We start from the raw sequence: 15,088 nt of genomic DNA, 5'->3' as shown, positions 1-15,088 counted from the left end.
CCGGCGGCGGTCACAGCCGTACGGTGATGTGGTTGTCGACCCTCGTGACGCCCGGCGCCGACCACGCCACCCGTTCGGCCTCCTCGCGTTCGAGCCACGAGCGGACGTTGCCGGTCAGCACCACCGAGTCGTCGTCGATCCGGATGTCGATCCCGGCCGCGTCGGTCTCCACGCTGCGTACCAGCGCGCTCTGGATCCGGCCGGAGATCTCGTCCCGGTCCGGCCGTTCCCGGGGCACGACCGAGATCCCGTTGCTGAGGCCGCGTACCCCGGCGAGTTGGCGTACCGCCTGCTCGGCGGCGCGGCGCTGGTACTCCCACTCGACCTCGCCGCGCAGCACCACCCAGCCGTTGGAGACGGTCACCTCGATCTCGGCGGCTGGCACGAAGGCGTCCCACTCCAGCGCGCGGGTCGCCGCCGCCGCGATCTCCGGGTCGTCGCGTTCGGCTGAGGACGGCAGGCGTACCTCCAGGTCGTTCGCGACCGCCCGGACCCGGTGCACCCGCTGGGCGGCCCGTTCCGCCGCCCACTTCTTGGCGTAGTTGTCGACCCAGCCACGCAGCGTAACCACGCCCTGCCGCACCGCGACGCCGATCTCGTTCGGCTGGACCCGGGGCTCCCAGGCCAGCTCCGCCAGGATGTCGCGCTGGATGTCCTCGTCGCTGGGGCTGATCACGCGGCCGGCCATTGCGTCCCTTTCCACTGCTGAAGTGCGGCGGTCCGGGCGACCGGTAGGCTGCGCCCGCCGGTCAGGTCCGCGACTCGACTCTGGCCTGCCGCAGGGTGAGCGTTCCTCACCCGGGCAGGGTGACTCGAACGGGGGCGTGACAGCCCGAGTGACCATCAGGGATCATCAATGCCGGTGTGCTCGGGGCAGATGCCGGTGCGGTGTGCGGGGCCGGGTCCGGGCGGAAGGAAGAAGCAGGATGACGATCGAGCGGCAGACGGCGCCGGCCGGACCCGACGAACCCGGCGGCCAGGTCGACAACGAACCCGGCAACCGGGCCGGCAACGGAGCTGGCAACCGGGTCGGCAACGAACCTGGTGACCGGGCTCGGCCGCCGGACGGGCGCGCCGGGTCGACCCGCCCGGTGCGCGGGCCCCGGACATCCTTCCTGGTACGCCTGGCCACCCACGAGTGGACGCTGGCCGTGCTCGGTGGGCTGCTGCTGGCCGTGGTGCTGACCTGGCCGACCCTGCGCGACATCACCAGCACCATCCCGCAGGACATCGGCGACCCGACCCTGCAGGCCTGGCAGATCGCCTGGGGCGGGCACGCCGTGCTGCACGACCCCACCCAGTTGTGGCACTCCAACGCCTTCTATCCGGAGCCCTACACCTACGCCTACTCCGACACCCTGCTCGGCTACGCCCCGGCCGGGATGCTCGGCGAGGGCCCGGTGGCCGCCGTGGTCCGCTACAACATCCTCTACGTCCTGGTGCACGCGCTCGCCTTCGTCGGGGCGTACGCGCTGGTCCGGCAGCTCGGCGCGGGCCGGATCGGCGCCGCGGCCGCCGGGGTCGCCTTCGGGTACGCCCCCTGGAAGCTCGCCCAGGCCGGACACCTGCACGTGCTCTCCATCGGCGGCATCGCGCTGGCCCTGGCGATGTTGGCCCGTGGCCACGGCTGGTCGCTGCGGCACGGCTACCGGCCGGAGCTGCGCCGCCCCGGCTGGGCCTTCGCCGGTTGGCTGGTGGCGGCCTGGCAGATGACCCTCGGCTTCGGTATCGGGCTGCCGTTCGGCTACGTGCTGGCGCTGGTCTGCCTGGCGGCCGGCGCCGGCTACGCCTGGTCGGCCTGGCGGCGTCGGTCCCGCCCGCCGTTCGGGCGCCGGCTGCTGCTGGCCGACCTGGCCGGCGGGGTGGTGTTCGGCGGGGTCAGCATCTTCATGGCGCTGCCCTACCTGGAGGTGGTGGCACTACATCCGGCCGGCCGGCGGACGCTGGCGCACGTGCAGATGTTCTCGCCGCCGTGGCGGGGGTTCCTCACCGCCCCGCCGGAGAACTGGCTCTGGGGGGAGCGGCACGCGGCGGCCCGGGAGACGTTCAGCTTCGCCGGGGAGATGACCCTGCTGCCCGGGGTGGTGCTGATCGGGCTCGCCTTCGCCGGGCTGTTCTTCTCGGTGTGGCGGGTGCGCCATCGGGTGCTGCTGGCCGCCGGCGTACTCGGCAGCGTCGCACTGGCCAGCGGTACCACGCTCGGCGGTGACGGCAATCCGGGGTACGCGACGCTGGTCCTGCACGCCCCGGGCTTCGACGCCATCCGTACCTCGGGCCGGTTGGTGCTCTGGACGACGCTGCTGCTCGGCATTCTCGCCGCCGGTGCGCTCAGCGCGCTCACCCAGCTCAAGCCGGATCCGTCCGCCGAGCGGCACCCCGCAGACCCCGACGCGAAGCCGACCCCTCCAGAGGCCACCTCCGCCGCACCGCCCGACTCCGCCGACTCCGCCGACTCCGCCGCACCGCCCGACTCCGGCGCCCCTGCCGACGGCGCCCCGGCCGCCGCCCCTGCCGACAGCGCCGACGCCGCATCGCCCGCCTCTACCGGCGCCGCCCCGGCGTCGGGGGTGGCGGGACAGCGGCGGCCCGAGACGCCGGTACCCGTGTTGCGCAGCGCCGCCTACCAGCCGCCACCGGGCGCCGAGGAGCCGGACCCGCCGGCACCCGAACGGCGTGCCGCCGCGTTCCGGACGGCACTGCTACGGCTGGTCGCGCTGGTCCCACTGGCGTTGATCGTGCTCGAAGGGGTCAACACCACCCCGCACGCCCCGGTGATCCCGCAGCCGGCCGCGTTGCGCGGGGCGGAGGGGCCGCTGCTGGTACTGCCGAGCAGCGGCACCCTGGAGTTCAGCGTGATGCTCTGGTCCACCGACGGCTTTCCGAAGATCGTCAACGGGCTGGCCTCCTTCACCCCGGAGTCGCAGGCGCAGACCCTCGGCGTCACGGCGAACTTCCCGGATCCGATCAGCGTCGACCACCTGCGGCGGATCGGTGTGCGTACCGTCGTCGTGCTGCCGGAGTACCTGCCGGGGACGCCGTGGCAGGAGGTGCTGAACCGGCCGGTCGACGGGTTGGGCGTGACCCGCGAGGAGGTTTCCGGCTCGGTGGTGTTCCGCCTCGGCTGACGGGTCCCGCTGGACCGGCTCGGCTGGACCGGTCCCGCTGGACCGGCTCGGCTGGACCGGTCCCGCTGGACCGGAGCGGCCTCGGGTTAGTTTGGGTCTCCAACTATTGACAGCGTGGCCAGCCGTGTGTGAACGTCTGCACGACGCCGTTCCAGGGAGCCAGGACGACGCCACGGGAGCATGGGCAGCTCCCGGAGCAGCGGCCGCCGAACGCACGACCGGCGGGACCGGGTCCTCCGTCCGTGTGCGTGGCGAGTCCGGCAGCGCCGGCCAGCGCCAGCCAGCTCTTTCCCCAGGGAGCCGTACATGCGTAGAAGTCTTGCCCACGCGCTCGTGGCCGTCCTGGCCGCCGGTGCGGTGGCCGTGGTGGCCCAGGTCGCCGTCAGCCCGTCCGCGGCACCGGCCTCGGCCGCGGCGACCGAGCCGTACTCGTGGAAGAACGTCCGGATCGACGGCGGTGGCTTCGTTCCGGGCATCGTCTTCAACCCCACCGAGCGGAACCTGATCTATGCCCGCACCGACATCGGCGGCGCCTACCGGTGGGAGCAGGCCAGCCAGAGCTGGACTCCGCTGCTGGACTGGGTCGGCTGGGACCGCTGGGGCTGGAACGGGGTGCTCAGCATCGCCACCGACCCGGTGCAGACCAACCGGGTCTACGCGGCGGTCGGGATGTACACGAACGACTGGGACCCGAACAACGGGGCGATCCTGCGTTCCACCGACAAGGGGAACACCTGGCAGGCGTACCAGTTGCCGTTCAAGGTCGGCGGCAACATGCCGGGCCGGGGGCAGGGGGAGCGGCTCGCCGTCGACCCGAACCGGAACAGCGTCGTCTACTACGGCGCGGAGGGCGGCAACGGGCTCTGGCGCAGCACGGACCACGGCGCCACCTGGGCGAAGGTCGGCAACTTCCCGAACGCCGGCAACTACGCGCAGGACCCGAACGACCCGAACGGCTATCTCAACGGCAACCAGGGCGTCACCTGGGTCAGCTTCGACAGGTCGACCGGCACCGCCGGCAACACCACCCAGACCATCTACGTCGGAGTCGCGGACAAGGCCAACCCGGTCTACCGGAGCACGAACGGCGGCACGAGCTGGGAGCGGATCGCCGGGCAGCCGACCGGCTACCTGGCGCACAAGGGCGTCGTCGACCCGGTCGGCGGCTTCCTCTACATCGCCACCAGCGACACCGGCGGCCCGTACGACGGCGGCAAGGGCGACGTCTGGAAGTTCAACCGGTCCACCGGAGCCTGGACCCAGATCAGCCCGGTCCCGTCCAGCAGCGCCGACGCGTACTTCGGCTACAGCGGGTTGACGATCGACCGGCAGAACCCGAACACCATAATGGTGGCGACGCAGATCTCCTGGTGGCCGGACGCGATCTTCTTCCGGAGTACGGACGGCGGCGCGACCTGGACCCGGGCCTGGGACTTCACCTCCTATCCGGACCGCTCCAAGCGCTACACCATGGACATCAGCTCGGTGCCGTGGCTGACCTTCGGCGCCAACCCGGCCCCGCCGGAGGAGACCCCGAAGCTCGGCTGGATGAACGAGTCCGTCGAGATCGACCCGTTCGACGGCAACCGGCTGATGTACGGCACCGGCGCCACCATCTACGGCACCACGAACCTGCGCGACTGGGACAGCGGCGGCACGGTCACCATCCGGCCGATGGTCCGCGGGTTGGAGGAGACCGCCGTACTCGACCTGGTCAGCCCGCCCACCGGCGCTCCACTGGTCAGCGGGCTCGGCGACATCGGCGGCTTCCGGCACACCAACCTGGACGCGGTGCCGGCGACGATGTTCACCCAGCCGGTCTTCACCAGCACCACCAGCCTCGACTTCGCCGAGCTGAACCCGGGCATCATGGTCCGGGCCGGCAACTTCACCGACGCCGACCGGCCGGGCGACAGCCACGTCGCCTTCTCCACCGACGGCGGGACGAACTGGTTCCAGGGCCAGGAGCCGGGCGGGATCAACAGCGGCGGCACGGTCGCGGCCGCCACCGACGGCAGCCGGTTCGTCTGGGCGCCGGGCGACGCCGGGCAGCAGGTGGTCTACTCCGTCGGGTACGGCAACTCGTGGAGCCAGTCCAGCGGCATCCCGGCGAACGCCACGATCGAGGCGGACCGGGTGAACCCGAACAGGTTCTACGGCTACTCGGCCGGCCGGTTCTACCTGAGCACCAACGGCGGGCAGAGCTTCACCGCCACCGCCGCCACCGGGTTGCCGGCCAGCGGGGCGAGGTTCAAGGCGGTGGCCGGCGCCGAGGGGGACGTCTGGCTGGCCGGCGAGACCGGAATCTTCCGGTCCACCGACTCGGGCGCCACTTTCACGAAGCTGTCGAACGTGAGCAGCGCGGTGAACGTCGGGTTCGGCCGGGCGGCACCCGGGCGGGCGTACCCGGCGGTCTTCGCGGTCGCCACCGTCGACGGCGTCCGCGGGGTGTACCGGTCGGACGACGCGGGTGCCGCCTGGGTCCGGATCAACGACGACCAGCACCAGTACGGCAACATGGGCGAGGCGCTCACCGGTGACCCGAGGGTCTACGGGCGGGTCTACCTCGGCACCAACGGCCGGGGGATCCTGGTCGCCGACCGGCTCGGCGGTCCCTCCAATCCGCCGACGAGCACTCCGACCACCCGCCCGCCGACGGCCACCCCGACCGCCACGCCGACCACCCGGCCACCCACGGCCACCCCGACCACCCGCCCGCCGACCGGGACCCCGACCGGCACGTCGGCGCCGGGCGGGGCCTGTGCGGCCAGCTACCGGGTGACCGGTTCGTGGCAGGGCGGCTTCCAGGCCGAGGTGACCGTGCGGAACACGGGTACGTCGACGATGACCGGCTGGACGGTGGGCTGGACCTTCGCGAACGGGCAGACGATCAGCCAGATCTGGGGCGGTACGCACACCCAGGCCGGTTCGTCGGTGTCGGTGCGGAACGTGGCGTACAACGGCAACCTGGCGCCGAACGCCGCCACGACGTTCGGCTTCCTCGGCAGTTGGAGCGGTGCGAACGCCGTACCCGCACCGCTGAGCTGCGCGCGGAGCTGAGGTAACTCGGGCGGCTGCGCGCGGAGCTGAGGTAACTCGGGCGGCTGCGCGCGAGGCTGAGGCAACTCGGGCGGCTGCGCGCGGAGGCGGGGGACAGCTGGGCTGCGCGCGGAATCGAGGCAGACCTGGATCGGGGCCGCACTGTCGGGGCCCGGCGCGAAACGCGCCGGGCCCCGACTTCCGCGCGGACCCGCCCGACCGGCCGGGCGGGTCCGTCGGTCTCAGGCGGTGTCGGCCCGGACCGCCGAGTTGGCCCGGTCGACGTCCACGAACTCGACGCGGTCGCTGTCGGGCAGTTCCCGCTCGGCGCGGGCCAGCGCGGCCCGGGACGCGCTGGAGGCGGCCCAGGCCAGGGCGGCGCCGACCAGGCCCGCCCCGATCAACCAGCCCCAGGGCAGTCCCTGGCGCCGGCCGGCGAGCGCGTCGTAGGCCCGGCCGGCCCGTACCCGGGCCTCGTCGGTCACGGCACCCATCCGGTCCCCGGCGTGGCTGCCGAGGTGGGCGCCGGTCCGCCGGGCCGAGCGGGCGGTGTGCTTCACCGAGTCGCCGGCCGAGTTGACCGTACTGGTGAGGTACTCCCACGCCTGGTCGGCGATCCGCTCGGGCTTGCTCTGATGTTTCAGCAGGTTGGTTCCGAGCATCGTGCTACCTCCTCGGTTGCCGAACGAAGCGGCCACTTCGGACAGAGGCGTCTGTTCGGCGCGGTTTGCGGGTTACTACTGTCGGAGGTGCCCAGGCGCCCTACCTGGCAAACCCGCGATCATGTCCCGACATCTGCTCCGACCCGGTGTGGCCGCCGCCGCGGCGGTCGACGGGCCCGGTGCCCGGGAGTGACCGGGCCCGCCCCCGCGGCGGGGCAGCCGCTCAGCGGAGCTGGACGACGGGTGCACGACGGGCGAAATCGTCGCCGCCGTCATCGTCGTCCTCGCCGTCACCTCCGCCGCCGAATCCGCAGGCGAGCACGAGTGCCAGCAGTGCGCCGACGCCGGCCAGTCCGATCAACTTCCTCAGCATCAGGTGTCCCTTCCGAGCCCTGGGCGCCCGTACGCTGCGACGGACGGATCAGCCCATGCTAGGTGGCCGACGACACACCCGCCCGCGCCGGACAACCGTGCCCAGCCGCCCCGCCACGAACAGGGCTGGCAGCGTCGGCGCGGCCCCCGCGTCGTACCGGGCTCGCAGCGCCGGGCAGCCCCGCCTCACATCCGGCCGGTCGGTGTCGTGAAGCCGACACGGGTTCACCTACCGGTGCGCGGTGCCGTCCGGTCGGCGTTCCGCGAGCTGCGACACAGGGCACCGGACGCCCATCCGGACCTGGTAGGCGGCTACGCTGAGGGTGCAACTGACGGAGGTGTCGATGCCGACGGCGCAGGAAAATTTAGCGCAGTTTGCCCCGTTACCGGGTAGGTTTGTCGGCTCGTTGAATAGATTGCCCGTCCGGAAGGGTGGCGATCGGGGCCGTGAGAGGAATACTCTCGGTCGCGGCCCGCGTACTGATTAGGCGCCCGGACATGGGCGAGTGGAGGTGCTCGCGTGAGCCTGTCGATCGTCAAGTCGGTCCTGCCTGGTGGAGTTGTGGAGATCGCCCCTCGGGGAGAAATCGACGTCGATACGGCGTACGAGGTTCGTGAGGCGATCGCCGGAGTTCTGACCAAGGGGCGACCGTCCAGGATCGAGCTCAACATGCGACTGGTCAGCTTCATCGACTCCGTCGGTATCAGCGCCATGGTCGCCGGCTTCCAGACCGCGGAGGTCAGCGGCGTCAAGCTCGTGGTCACCGAACCGAGCCGGTTCGTCCACCGGCAGCTCTGGGTCACCGGGCTCCTCGGTCTGTTCGGCGCGCCCGAGCCCTACTTCGCGGGCGCCTCGGCCGTGGCCGAAGAGGTAAAGGTCCCCGGCGCCTGACCGTCCCCGGTCCGCGCCGATCGTCGCGGACCGGGAATTCGCTCCCTACCCCGCGCCGATCGTCGCGGACCGGGAATCTCGCCCGCTATCCCCGTGGATCGTCCAGTCCGGACAGATCCGCGTCGTGCGCCTCGGTGACCGCCCGGATCGCCGTCACCGAGGCGTAACCCTCGGTCAGCCACGCCAGGTCGGTGCCCGGCTCTACGCGCTGCCCGGCCTCCTCCAGCGCGGTACGCACGAAGCCCTTGCCGGCCTCGGCGACCGTCATCTGCACCTGGCCGAACCCGGCCAGCCTGGCCCGGCGTACCCCGCGCAGCCGTTCGTACGGCACGTCGGGGGAGTTGACGTTCAGCACGCTCTGCACGGGTGCGGCGGTCAGCCGGGGCAGCAGGTCGAGAGCGACCCGGGCCGCTGTCGCCCAGTTCCGCCGCTCGTCCCGGTCCGGCCGGGGTACGGCCACCGCCGCACCGCCACTTCCGGTGCTCGCCTCGTGCACGGCGAGTACGTCGAGCGAGACGGCCATCCCGTGACAGCCGTTCGCGGCGGCGGTGAAGGCCGCGCCGACCGTGCCGGAGTGCAGCACCGCGCGACCCGCGTTGGCGCCCCGGTTGATCCCGGAGAGCACCAGCGACGGTGCCGGCCCGAACGCCCCGTGCAGGGCGATCAGCGTGATCAGCGCCGGTGAGCCGGCCACCCCGTACGCCGGTGTGCCGGGCAGTTCCTCGAGCGGGTGCTCCTCGACCACCACCCGGCCGTCCCGCTCGACAGCGCTCATCGCGGCGCTCGCCCCGCTGGCCTCCTCGCTCGGGGCGGCCACCACCACGTCCAGTCCCCGCTCCACCGCCGTACGCGCCAGCCAGCGCAGCCCCGGGGCGGCGATGCCGTCGTCGTTGGTGACAAGCACCCGGATCGTCATGGCTTCGTGGTCCGATGCGCCAGCTCGTCCGGGGTCAACCGGTCCTGCCGGTCCACCCGCATCGGTGCCAGCTTCACCCGGTCGACCAGGCCGGCTATCGCGTCCGGCCGTCCGGTGCCGAGCCCGTGCCGGGTGACGTTCAGGGCACCCGCCGCCGCGCCGGTCCGGATCGCGAGCCGGATGTCGCCGCCCTGGGCCAGCACGGCCGCCACTCCGGCGGTCATCGAGTCACCGGCGCCCCGGTGGTCGGCGACCTCCAGCCGGGGCATGTCGAGTTCGACGATCTCGCCGTCGACCAGGACCAGCGCCGGCAGTTCGGCCCGGCTGACCACCACCGTCTCGGCGCCCCGGGCGTGCAGGGCCTGGATCACCCGGACCAGTTCGGCCTCGCCGTCGTCGTCGGCCAGGCCGTCCCGGAGCAGCTCCTCGTGGCTGACCTTGAGCACCGACACGCCACTTTCCAGCACGGCCGCCAGGTGCGCGCCGGAGAGGTCGGCGACGACCCGGCTGCCGTTGTGGCCGAGGTCGGCGGCGAGCCGGCGGTAGATCTCCGGTGCGACCAGGGACGGGTGTCCGGGGCCGCTGAGGATGCTGACCTCGGCGCCGAGTCCTTCGCTGAGCGTGAGGTTGTAGAGCTCGTCCAACTCGTGCCGGGCGAGCGGATGACCCGGCACCGAGGCGATCTCGTGCCGCTTGCCGTCCCGCCGGTCGTGCACGTAACCGCCGCTGCTGGACTCCCGGTGGATCACCCGAAGGTCCACGCCCTCGCTGGCCAGCAGGGGTTCGAGTACCTGCCCGATCTCGCCGCCGAGGCCGGCGCAGAGCACCACCGGCACGCCCAGGCAGTTGATCATCCGGGCCTGCCACACCCCCTGGCCGCCGGGGTGCAGGTGGATCTCGGTCTCCTCGGCCGGCTGGTCGACGGTGACCGTCAACTGCGGGTCGGGGGCAAAGACCATGACATGTCCGCTCACGCCCGTTAGATACCCACTTAGCCGCTATTCATGCAGCTGGCCGGCTTGCCGCCAGGTTTCCTAGACTCGGTTGGTGCCGCGCACCGGCTCATTTCGCTATCGGGTGCACGCACGCTGCGAACCGGCCGACGCGCTGCGGCTGCTCGGCGACGTGCGACGGCAGGGCGAGCTGCACCCGTTCGTCGTGCGGGTCCGCCCCCGACCCGCCGGGCCGGGGGCACTGCGCAGCGACCTGGTCACCGACCGGCTGCGCTGGGGGCCGCTCCGGTTCCGGACCACCTACCGGGCCGACCTGCTCCGGCTCGCTGCCGACGAACTGGAGTTGGTGGCCCGGCAGTGGCCGCGTACCACCCTGCACAACCGGACCCGGGTGACCGGGGAGCCGGACGGGCTGCTCCGGGTCGACGTCGAGATCACCCTGTCGGCGCCCGCGCCGCTGTTCCGGTACGCGTTCCGGCAGGCTCGGGCCGCGCACCTGGAACTGGCGAATCGGCTGCCGGCCGCGTTGGCCGCCGCCGGCCAGCAGCCCTGACCGCCCGCCCGTTCCCGGCGGCGCCCGCCGTCCGGCGGGTCCGACCCCACGGCTTGTAGGTGGAGAGCACCGTGGCGACGACCAGCAGCGTGCAGGAGACGATCGGCGCGGCCAGCAGCCCCTGCCGGGCGTCCGCCGGGGTCGCCGCGCCGAGCTCGGCGGCCCGCAGGTTCGGCAGCAGGGCGAAGAGCACCGCCCCGACCATCACGGTGGTGATCACCAGTTTGACCAGGACCCAGCGGTGCCTGACCAGGCCCCAGGGGGTGAGCAGCGCACTGGCGAGGCCGACCAGCCAGGCGAGCACGCTCAACGGTACGAAGACGGCCTGCCCGACCAGCGCCGCCGCCGGATAGACCAGGTCGGGATCGGCGCCGCGTGCTCCGGCCACACCGAGGGTCAGCAGCACCACGTCGATTCCCAGCCAGCCGACCGCGGTGACCACGTGCAGGGTGAGCAGGGCTTTTCGCCAGGGCGGTGAAAGCTTCATACCGGTGATGCTGCCGGCGGAAGCCCGGCGTGACGTCGTGCGGCTGTGGGCGCTGCGGGTACGCAGCTCGACGTACGTTCCGCGCAGCGCCAGCTCCCGGTCCAGATCGCGGTGCCCTGCCGTGATCAGGGAGCGTTCGGCCTGCCGGAGCCGGCCGGACACTCCCTGATCACGGAAGAACCCGCTCCGGTGTTTGCTCGCATCGATGGTTGTCTTTAAGCTTGGTCGGCCGCCGTCACGGGGCGACCGGGTACGGGCTGGCCGGGGCGTCGTGGTGGTCGGGTGACCAGGGGAGCCGGTCACGGCAGCACAACGAGGCCGGTACGCGTCGGGCGTACCGCGTCGCTCGTCGTCGTAACCGCACTGCCGGCACGCGCCAGCCACGGCGACGGCGCCGGCAGTCGTCCGAGAGGAACTCCCATGCGGATCTCCGCACCGTACCGTCGCGTCTCGCTGGCCCTGGCCGCGATGACCGCGATCGCCGCGAGCAGCGTCGCCGTGCTCGGCACCGGCCTGGCGCCGGCCGCCCAGGCCGCAGCCGGCTGCCGGGTCGACTACCAGGCCAACCAGTGGACGGGTGGCTTCACCGCCGCGGTCAAGGTGACCGCCGGGGACGTCGCGGTCAACGGCTGGACCGTGACCTGGACCTACGGTGGCGACCAGCGGATCACCAACGGCTGGAACGCCCAGGTCACCCAGTCGGGGGCGACCGTGACCGCCCGGAACGTGGCCTGGAACGGGTCGCTGCCGGCCGGCGGCTCGACCGAGTTCGGCGTGCAGGGCACGTATTCGGCCAGCTCGGCGGCACCGACCGGGTTCACCCTGAACGGCGAGCCGTGCAACGGCGCCGAGCCGACAACCCCGCCGAGCACCGCGCCGCCGACCAGCCAACCGCCGACCACCCCGCCGACGAGCGCCCCGCCGACGCTCACCCCGCCGCCGACCACGCCGCCGAACACCCCGCCGCCGAGCGGCTGCGGCACGGCGGTGCTCTGCGACGGCTTCGAGAACCAGACCGGCGCCACGCCGTCGGGCGACTGGGCGGTCAGCTACCCGGACTGCTCGGGCAGCGGCACCGCCAGCATCGACACCTCGGTCGCGCACCAGGGCACCCGCTCGGTACGCGTCAACGGCGCGGTCGGCTACTGCAACCACGTCTTCGTCGGCTCCACCCGCGACCTGAGCGGGGTCGGCGCGGTGCGCTACGCCCGGCTCTGGGTACGGCACACCACCGCGCTGCCGACCTCGCACGTGACCTTCCTGGCCATGCGCGACGCCGCCGACGGCAACCGTGACCTGCGGATGGGCGGGCAGAACGGCGCGTTGCAGTGGAACCGCGCCTCGGACGACGCCACCCTGCCGGAGCAGAGCCCGAACGGCGTGGCGCTCAGCATGCCGCTGCCGGTCAACCAGTGGTCCTGCCTGGAGTTCATGGTCGACGGCACGCAGGGCCGGCTCTCCACCTGGGTCAACGGGACCGCGGTGACCGGGCTGACCGCCGACGGCACGCCCACGCACGACGTCGACGGGCAGTGGTACAACCGGGCCAACTGGCGGCCGAACCTCACCGACCTGCGGCTGGGCTGGGAGAGCTACGGCGAGGGCGCCGACACGCTCTGGTTCGACGACGTGGCGCTCGGTTCGAGCCGGATCGGCTGCTGACCGGGGTACCCGAGCGGGTTACCCGGCCGGCGGTCGCGGCCTGACCGGAAAGCGGACCGCCGGCACTGCCCAGGGGTGGCGGGCGGTGCCGGCGGTCCGCGACAGGTTACGCGACCGATCCTCAGTTCATCGAGAGGTGTACGTGGTTGGTGTGGTCGCTCGACGGGTCCCCGTTGCCCCCGTTGTACGTCTTCCAGCCACTGCTCGGCAGCCAGATCTGCTTGAACCAGATCACGTACAGCACGCCGAGCCGGTTGGCGTTGCGCACGTAGTACGCCGCCAGGTTGTTGCCGTACGTCCGGTCGCCACCGGTCGCCACTCCGCCGAACCCGTTCTTCTGGGCGGCGAAGTCGCAGGCCTGGCCCTTCGGGTGCTCGCCGCTGCCACCGCTGCGGAAGCAGGAGACGAACCGGGTGAAGCCGGCCGCCTGGGCCTGCTTGAGCGCGTGCAGGGTGCGCGGGGTGATGCAGCCGCTGGTGGTCGGGTCGTCGAGACTGCACGACTCGTCCGGGAAGGAGCCGTCGGGGTTGCGGGGTGCCGGCCGGGCGGAACCGCCGCCGCTGCCGCTGATCCCCGAGCCCGCGCCGCCGCTGTTGTTCGCCGCCGCGAGCGCCCGTTCGGCCTGCTTCTTGCGGGTCTCCATCACCTCGACCTGCTTGCGCTGCTCGCCGATCTCCTTGTCGAGCGCGGCCTTGGCCTGGGTTTCCTTGTCCAGGCTCTCCTGCAACCCGCGCAGTTCCCGGCTCTCGTTCGCCGAGATCGTGTCGAGTGCGGCGGCCCGGTCCACCAGGCTGGTCGGCGAGCCGCTGTTGAGCAGCGCGGAGACCTGCCCGAGCCGGCCGGTCCGGTACGCCATGTTGCCCATCTCGGCGACCCGTTCGCTCCGGGTCGCCACCTCGGCGCGCAGCGCGGCAAGCTGCTGGTTCAGTTCCTTCTGCCGCTTGACGGAGTTGTCCAACTTGTTCTTGGCGTTCAGATAGCCCTTGCTGGCGGCCTGAAGCTGCTCGCGCAGGCTGTCGGTGCCTCCGTCGATGTCGTCGCCGCCGGGAGCCGCGGCCAGCGCCCCGGGGGTCGCGTACTCCGGTGCCGCGGCGGCGGGTGCGCCGCCGAGCGCCGCGAGGACCATGCCCAGGGTGAGCGCCGCGGTGGTCGCGAGCTTCCGGGACGGTCCCGAGGCGTTCCGCGCGGACGCCGGAGCGTGTCGGGTGGGTGCCAGGAACGGCATATGACAGTGTCCTTCCGTCAGCCGCCGACCGGGTTAGCTGACGGGTTCGGGACGGAAGATCCCTACCGCTGGCGCGGATGCACCCCTGGTACGTGGTTCCCCGGCTCGCCGCGTGGCGATTAGGCGACGGCCCCCGCAGGCGCCGGAGGGCGCCGCCCGGCGGAGACCGGAGCCGAGCCTACCGGCAGTTGCCGCCCGGGGATACGTGGAGTTGTCAGAGCCGAATTCACGTTCCTCCTGCTTCGGGCGGATGTATCCGGACAAATATCGCCGGTACCGGCCGGAAACTTAAGATGCCGCTAACTATCGGTGAGTTCTGATGGTGACTGTGCGAGTCGCGGGAGCGCTGACCATCCCCGTCGGTGGGTTCGGACGCAGGCTGTCACTCGTTGCCGAGGGCTGCGACGAGGGGTGCCCGGGCGGCCCGGCGGGCGGGCAGCAGGCTGGCCAGTACCGCCGCCGGGGCGGCCAGGGCGGCGCAGAGCGCGGGCTGCCTGCCCGACGGGTGCCGCCGGCAACCCGTGCCCGTATCGGCAATGAGTCCTGACGGATAGGCGGGAAGAGCGCAATGACGGAAGGCTGTCACGTTCGTTGTGTGGGAGCCCGGGCTGAAATGCCCCGGGCGACCCGGCGACCGTGGGGTGGTGGGCGGAGTGGATAGCCAGTCGCACACCCCGCGCCACCACCCACTGTGGGTGTTGCAGCTACATCAGCTTGCCGGACGGATCTCGAGGCGAGTGCATGTCCTCTTCAACAGCGCATCGGTCGCTGGGCCGAACGGCAGGGTTAGGCCGACGCAGTAAATGGTGCCGTGGTAATCCCCGGATGAGAGCCATTGGACGGGAGTCGCGGGATTGTTGCCCAGGTTGAAGCTACCGACGGTGCCGCCGAAGCACCGTGTCGGACGTGATGTGTAGGTCAGCCAGATTTGACGCGGCAGCTGACTGGCATTACACGCCCGCTCGTCGATGAGTGGTTCGACGGTTTGCGCAGAGGCGACCGTCTCAGGGGCAGGAGAAGCCTGCGCAGGGGGACTGAATGCGATTGTGGCAAGGAGCGCCGCCACCATGGCCAGTGTGACCGTTACCCGTTTCGGCATTTTGTTCCTCCCTAGTTGCGGATCACGACACGTACCGCCGCCCCAGCGCTCCGAAGTGTCTGGAGACTCCGGACCTTCTTGGGTCGCCTGCGGCCGGAATGGA

The 15,088-nt window shown here is 72.0% G+C and carries 14 protein-coding genes and 1 riboswitch; of the genes, 5 read left to right on the top strand and 9 right to left on the bottom strand.

The genetic code is table 11. The features are described from left to right. Positions 1 to 10 precede the first annotated feature (10 nt). Positions 11 to 688 (bottom strand): BON domain-containing protein, encoded by a 678-nt coding sequence (locus ACN28A_RS04395; protein ID WP_421392570.1) that lies wholly within the window; start codon positions 686 to 688, stop codon positions 11 to 13. Positions 689 to 926: 238 nt separating this feature from the next. Here ACN28A_RS04395 and ACN28A_RS04390 point away from each other — a divergent pair, with 238 nt between their 5' ends. Then, complete coding sequence (locus ACN28A_RS04390) at positions 927 to 3,125, top strand: hypothetical protein (RefSeq protein ID WP_421392569.1); 2,199 nt, start codon at positions 927 to 929, stop codon at positions 3,123 to 3,125. 306 nt (positions 3,126 to 3,431) lie between these two features. Further along, on the top strand, positions 3,432 to 6,185 hold the full coding sequence (locus ACN28A_RS04385; RefSeq protein ID WP_421392566.1) for a cellulose binding domain-containing protein: 2,754 nt from the start codon (positions 3,432 to 3,434) through the stop codon (positions 6,183 to 6,185). Between the two features lie 221 nt (positions 6,186 to 6,406). Here ACN28A_RS04385 and ACN28A_RS04380 read toward each other — a convergent pair whose 3' ends face one another. Together ACN28A_RS04380 and ACN28A_RS04375 are read right to left on the bottom strand one after the other, a co-directional pair. Continuing rightward, positions 6,407 to 6,826, bottom strand: coding sequence for a hypothetical protein (locus ACN28A_RS04380; protein ID WP_421392564.1), 420 nt, complete (start codon positions 6,824 to 6,826; stop codon positions 6,407 to 6,409). 223 nt (positions 6,827 to 7,049) lie between these two features. Then, complete coding sequence (locus tag ACN28A_RS04375; RefSeq protein ID WP_421392561.1) at positions 7,050 to 7,199, bottom strand: hypothetical protein; 150 nt, start codon at positions 7,197 to 7,199, stop codon at positions 7,050 to 7,052. Positions 7,200 to 7,718: 519 nt separating this feature from the next. On the opposite strand from ACN28A_RS04375, the gene ACN28A_RS04370 reads away from it, so the two are divergent. Continuing rightward, the gene (locus ACN28A_RS04370) at positions 7,719 to 8,090 is read left to right on the top strand and encodes an STAS domain-containing protein (RefSeq protein ID WP_278063458.1); all 372 of its coding nucleotides are present in this window, start codon (positions 7,719 to 7,721) and stop codon (positions 8,088 to 8,090) included. 85 nt (positions 8,091 to 8,175) lie between these two features. Here ACN28A_RS04370 and surE read toward each other — a convergent pair whose 3' ends face one another. Both surE and ACN28A_RS04360 read right to left on the bottom strand, forming a co-directional pair. After that, positions 8,176 to 9,006 carry a 5'/3'-nucleotidase SurE gene (surE, locus tag ACN28A_RS04365; RefSeq protein ID WP_421392560.1) on the bottom strand — a complete coding sequence of 277 codons (831 nt, stop codon included), beginning with the start codon at positions 9,004 to 9,006 and terminating at the stop codon, positions 8,176 to 8,178. Further along, complete coding sequence (locus ACN28A_RS04360; RefSeq protein WP_421404138.1) at positions 9,003 to 9,965, bottom strand: 1-phosphofructokinase family hexose kinase; 963 nt, start codon at positions 9,963 to 9,965, stop codon at positions 9,003 to 9,005. Before ACN28A_RS04360 ends, surE begins: the two co-directional genes overlap by 4 nt. 88 nt (positions 9,966 to 10,053) lie before the next feature. On the opposite strand from ACN28A_RS04360, the gene ACN28A_RS04355 reads away from it, so the two are divergent. Then, the gene (locus tag ACN28A_RS04355) at positions 10,054 to 10,512 is read left to right on the top strand and encodes an SRPBCC family protein (RefSeq protein ID WP_421392558.1); all 459 of its coding nucleotides are present in this window, start codon (positions 10,054 to 10,056) and stop codon (positions 10,510 to 10,512) included. On the opposite strand, the gene ACN28A_RS04350 is transcribed toward ACN28A_RS04355, so the two are convergent. Beyond that, positions 10,394 to 11,161 carry a hypothetical protein gene (locus tag ACN28A_RS04350; RefSeq protein WP_421392555.1) on the bottom strand — a complete coding sequence of 256 codons (768 nt, stop codon included), beginning with the start codon at positions 11,159 to 11,161 and terminating at the stop codon, positions 10,394 to 10,396. The two genes, ACN28A_RS04355 and ACN28A_RS04350, sit on opposite strands and share 119 nt — an antisense overlap. Positions 11,162 to 11,419: 258 nt before the next feature. Here ACN28A_RS04350 and ACN28A_RS04345 point away from each other — a divergent pair, with 258 nt between their 5' ends. Further along, a complete protein-coding gene (locus ACN28A_RS04345) occupies positions 11,420 to 12,661 on the top strand; it encodes a cellulose-binding domain-containing protein (protein WP_421392552.1) in 1,242 nt (413 codons plus the stop codon). 121 nt (positions 12,662 to 12,782) lie between these two features. On the opposite strand, the gene ACN28A_RS04340 is transcribed toward ACN28A_RS04345, so the two are convergent. The 3 genes from ACN28A_RS04340 to ACN28A_RS04330 form a co-directional block, all read right to left on the bottom strand. Then, positions 12,783 to 13,886 carry a coiled-coil domain-containing protein gene (locus ACN28A_RS04340; protein ID WP_421392549.1) on the bottom strand — a complete coding sequence of 368 codons (1,104 nt, stop codon included), beginning with the start codon at positions 13,884 to 13,886 and terminating at the stop codon, positions 12,783 to 12,785. 7 nt (positions 13,887 to 13,893) lie between these two features. Continuing rightward, a riboswitch (cyclic di-AMP (ydaO/yuaA leader) is annotated at positions 13,894 to 14,022 on the bottom strand. 246 nt (positions 14,023 to 14,268) lie between these two features. Next, entirely contained in the window at positions 14,269 to 14,472 is a 204-nt protein-coding gene (locus ACN28A_RS04335; RefSeq protein WP_421392547.1) for a hypothetical protein, read from the bottom strand. 123 nt (positions 14,473 to 14,595) lie between these two features. Beyond that, entirely contained in the window at positions 14,596 to 14,985 is a 390-nt protein-coding gene (locus ACN28A_RS04330; RefSeq protein ID WP_421392545.1) for a hypothetical protein, read from the bottom strand. Positions 14,986 to 15,088 lie beyond the last annotated feature (103 nt).

The organism is Plantactinospora sp. WMMB782, from assembly GCF_049179135.1.
Classification (GTDB): domain Bacteria; phylum Actinomycetota; class Actinomycetes; order Mycobacteriales; family Micromonosporaceae; genus Plantactinospora.
This window is presented reverse-complemented; position numbering and strand designations above follow the sequence as displayed.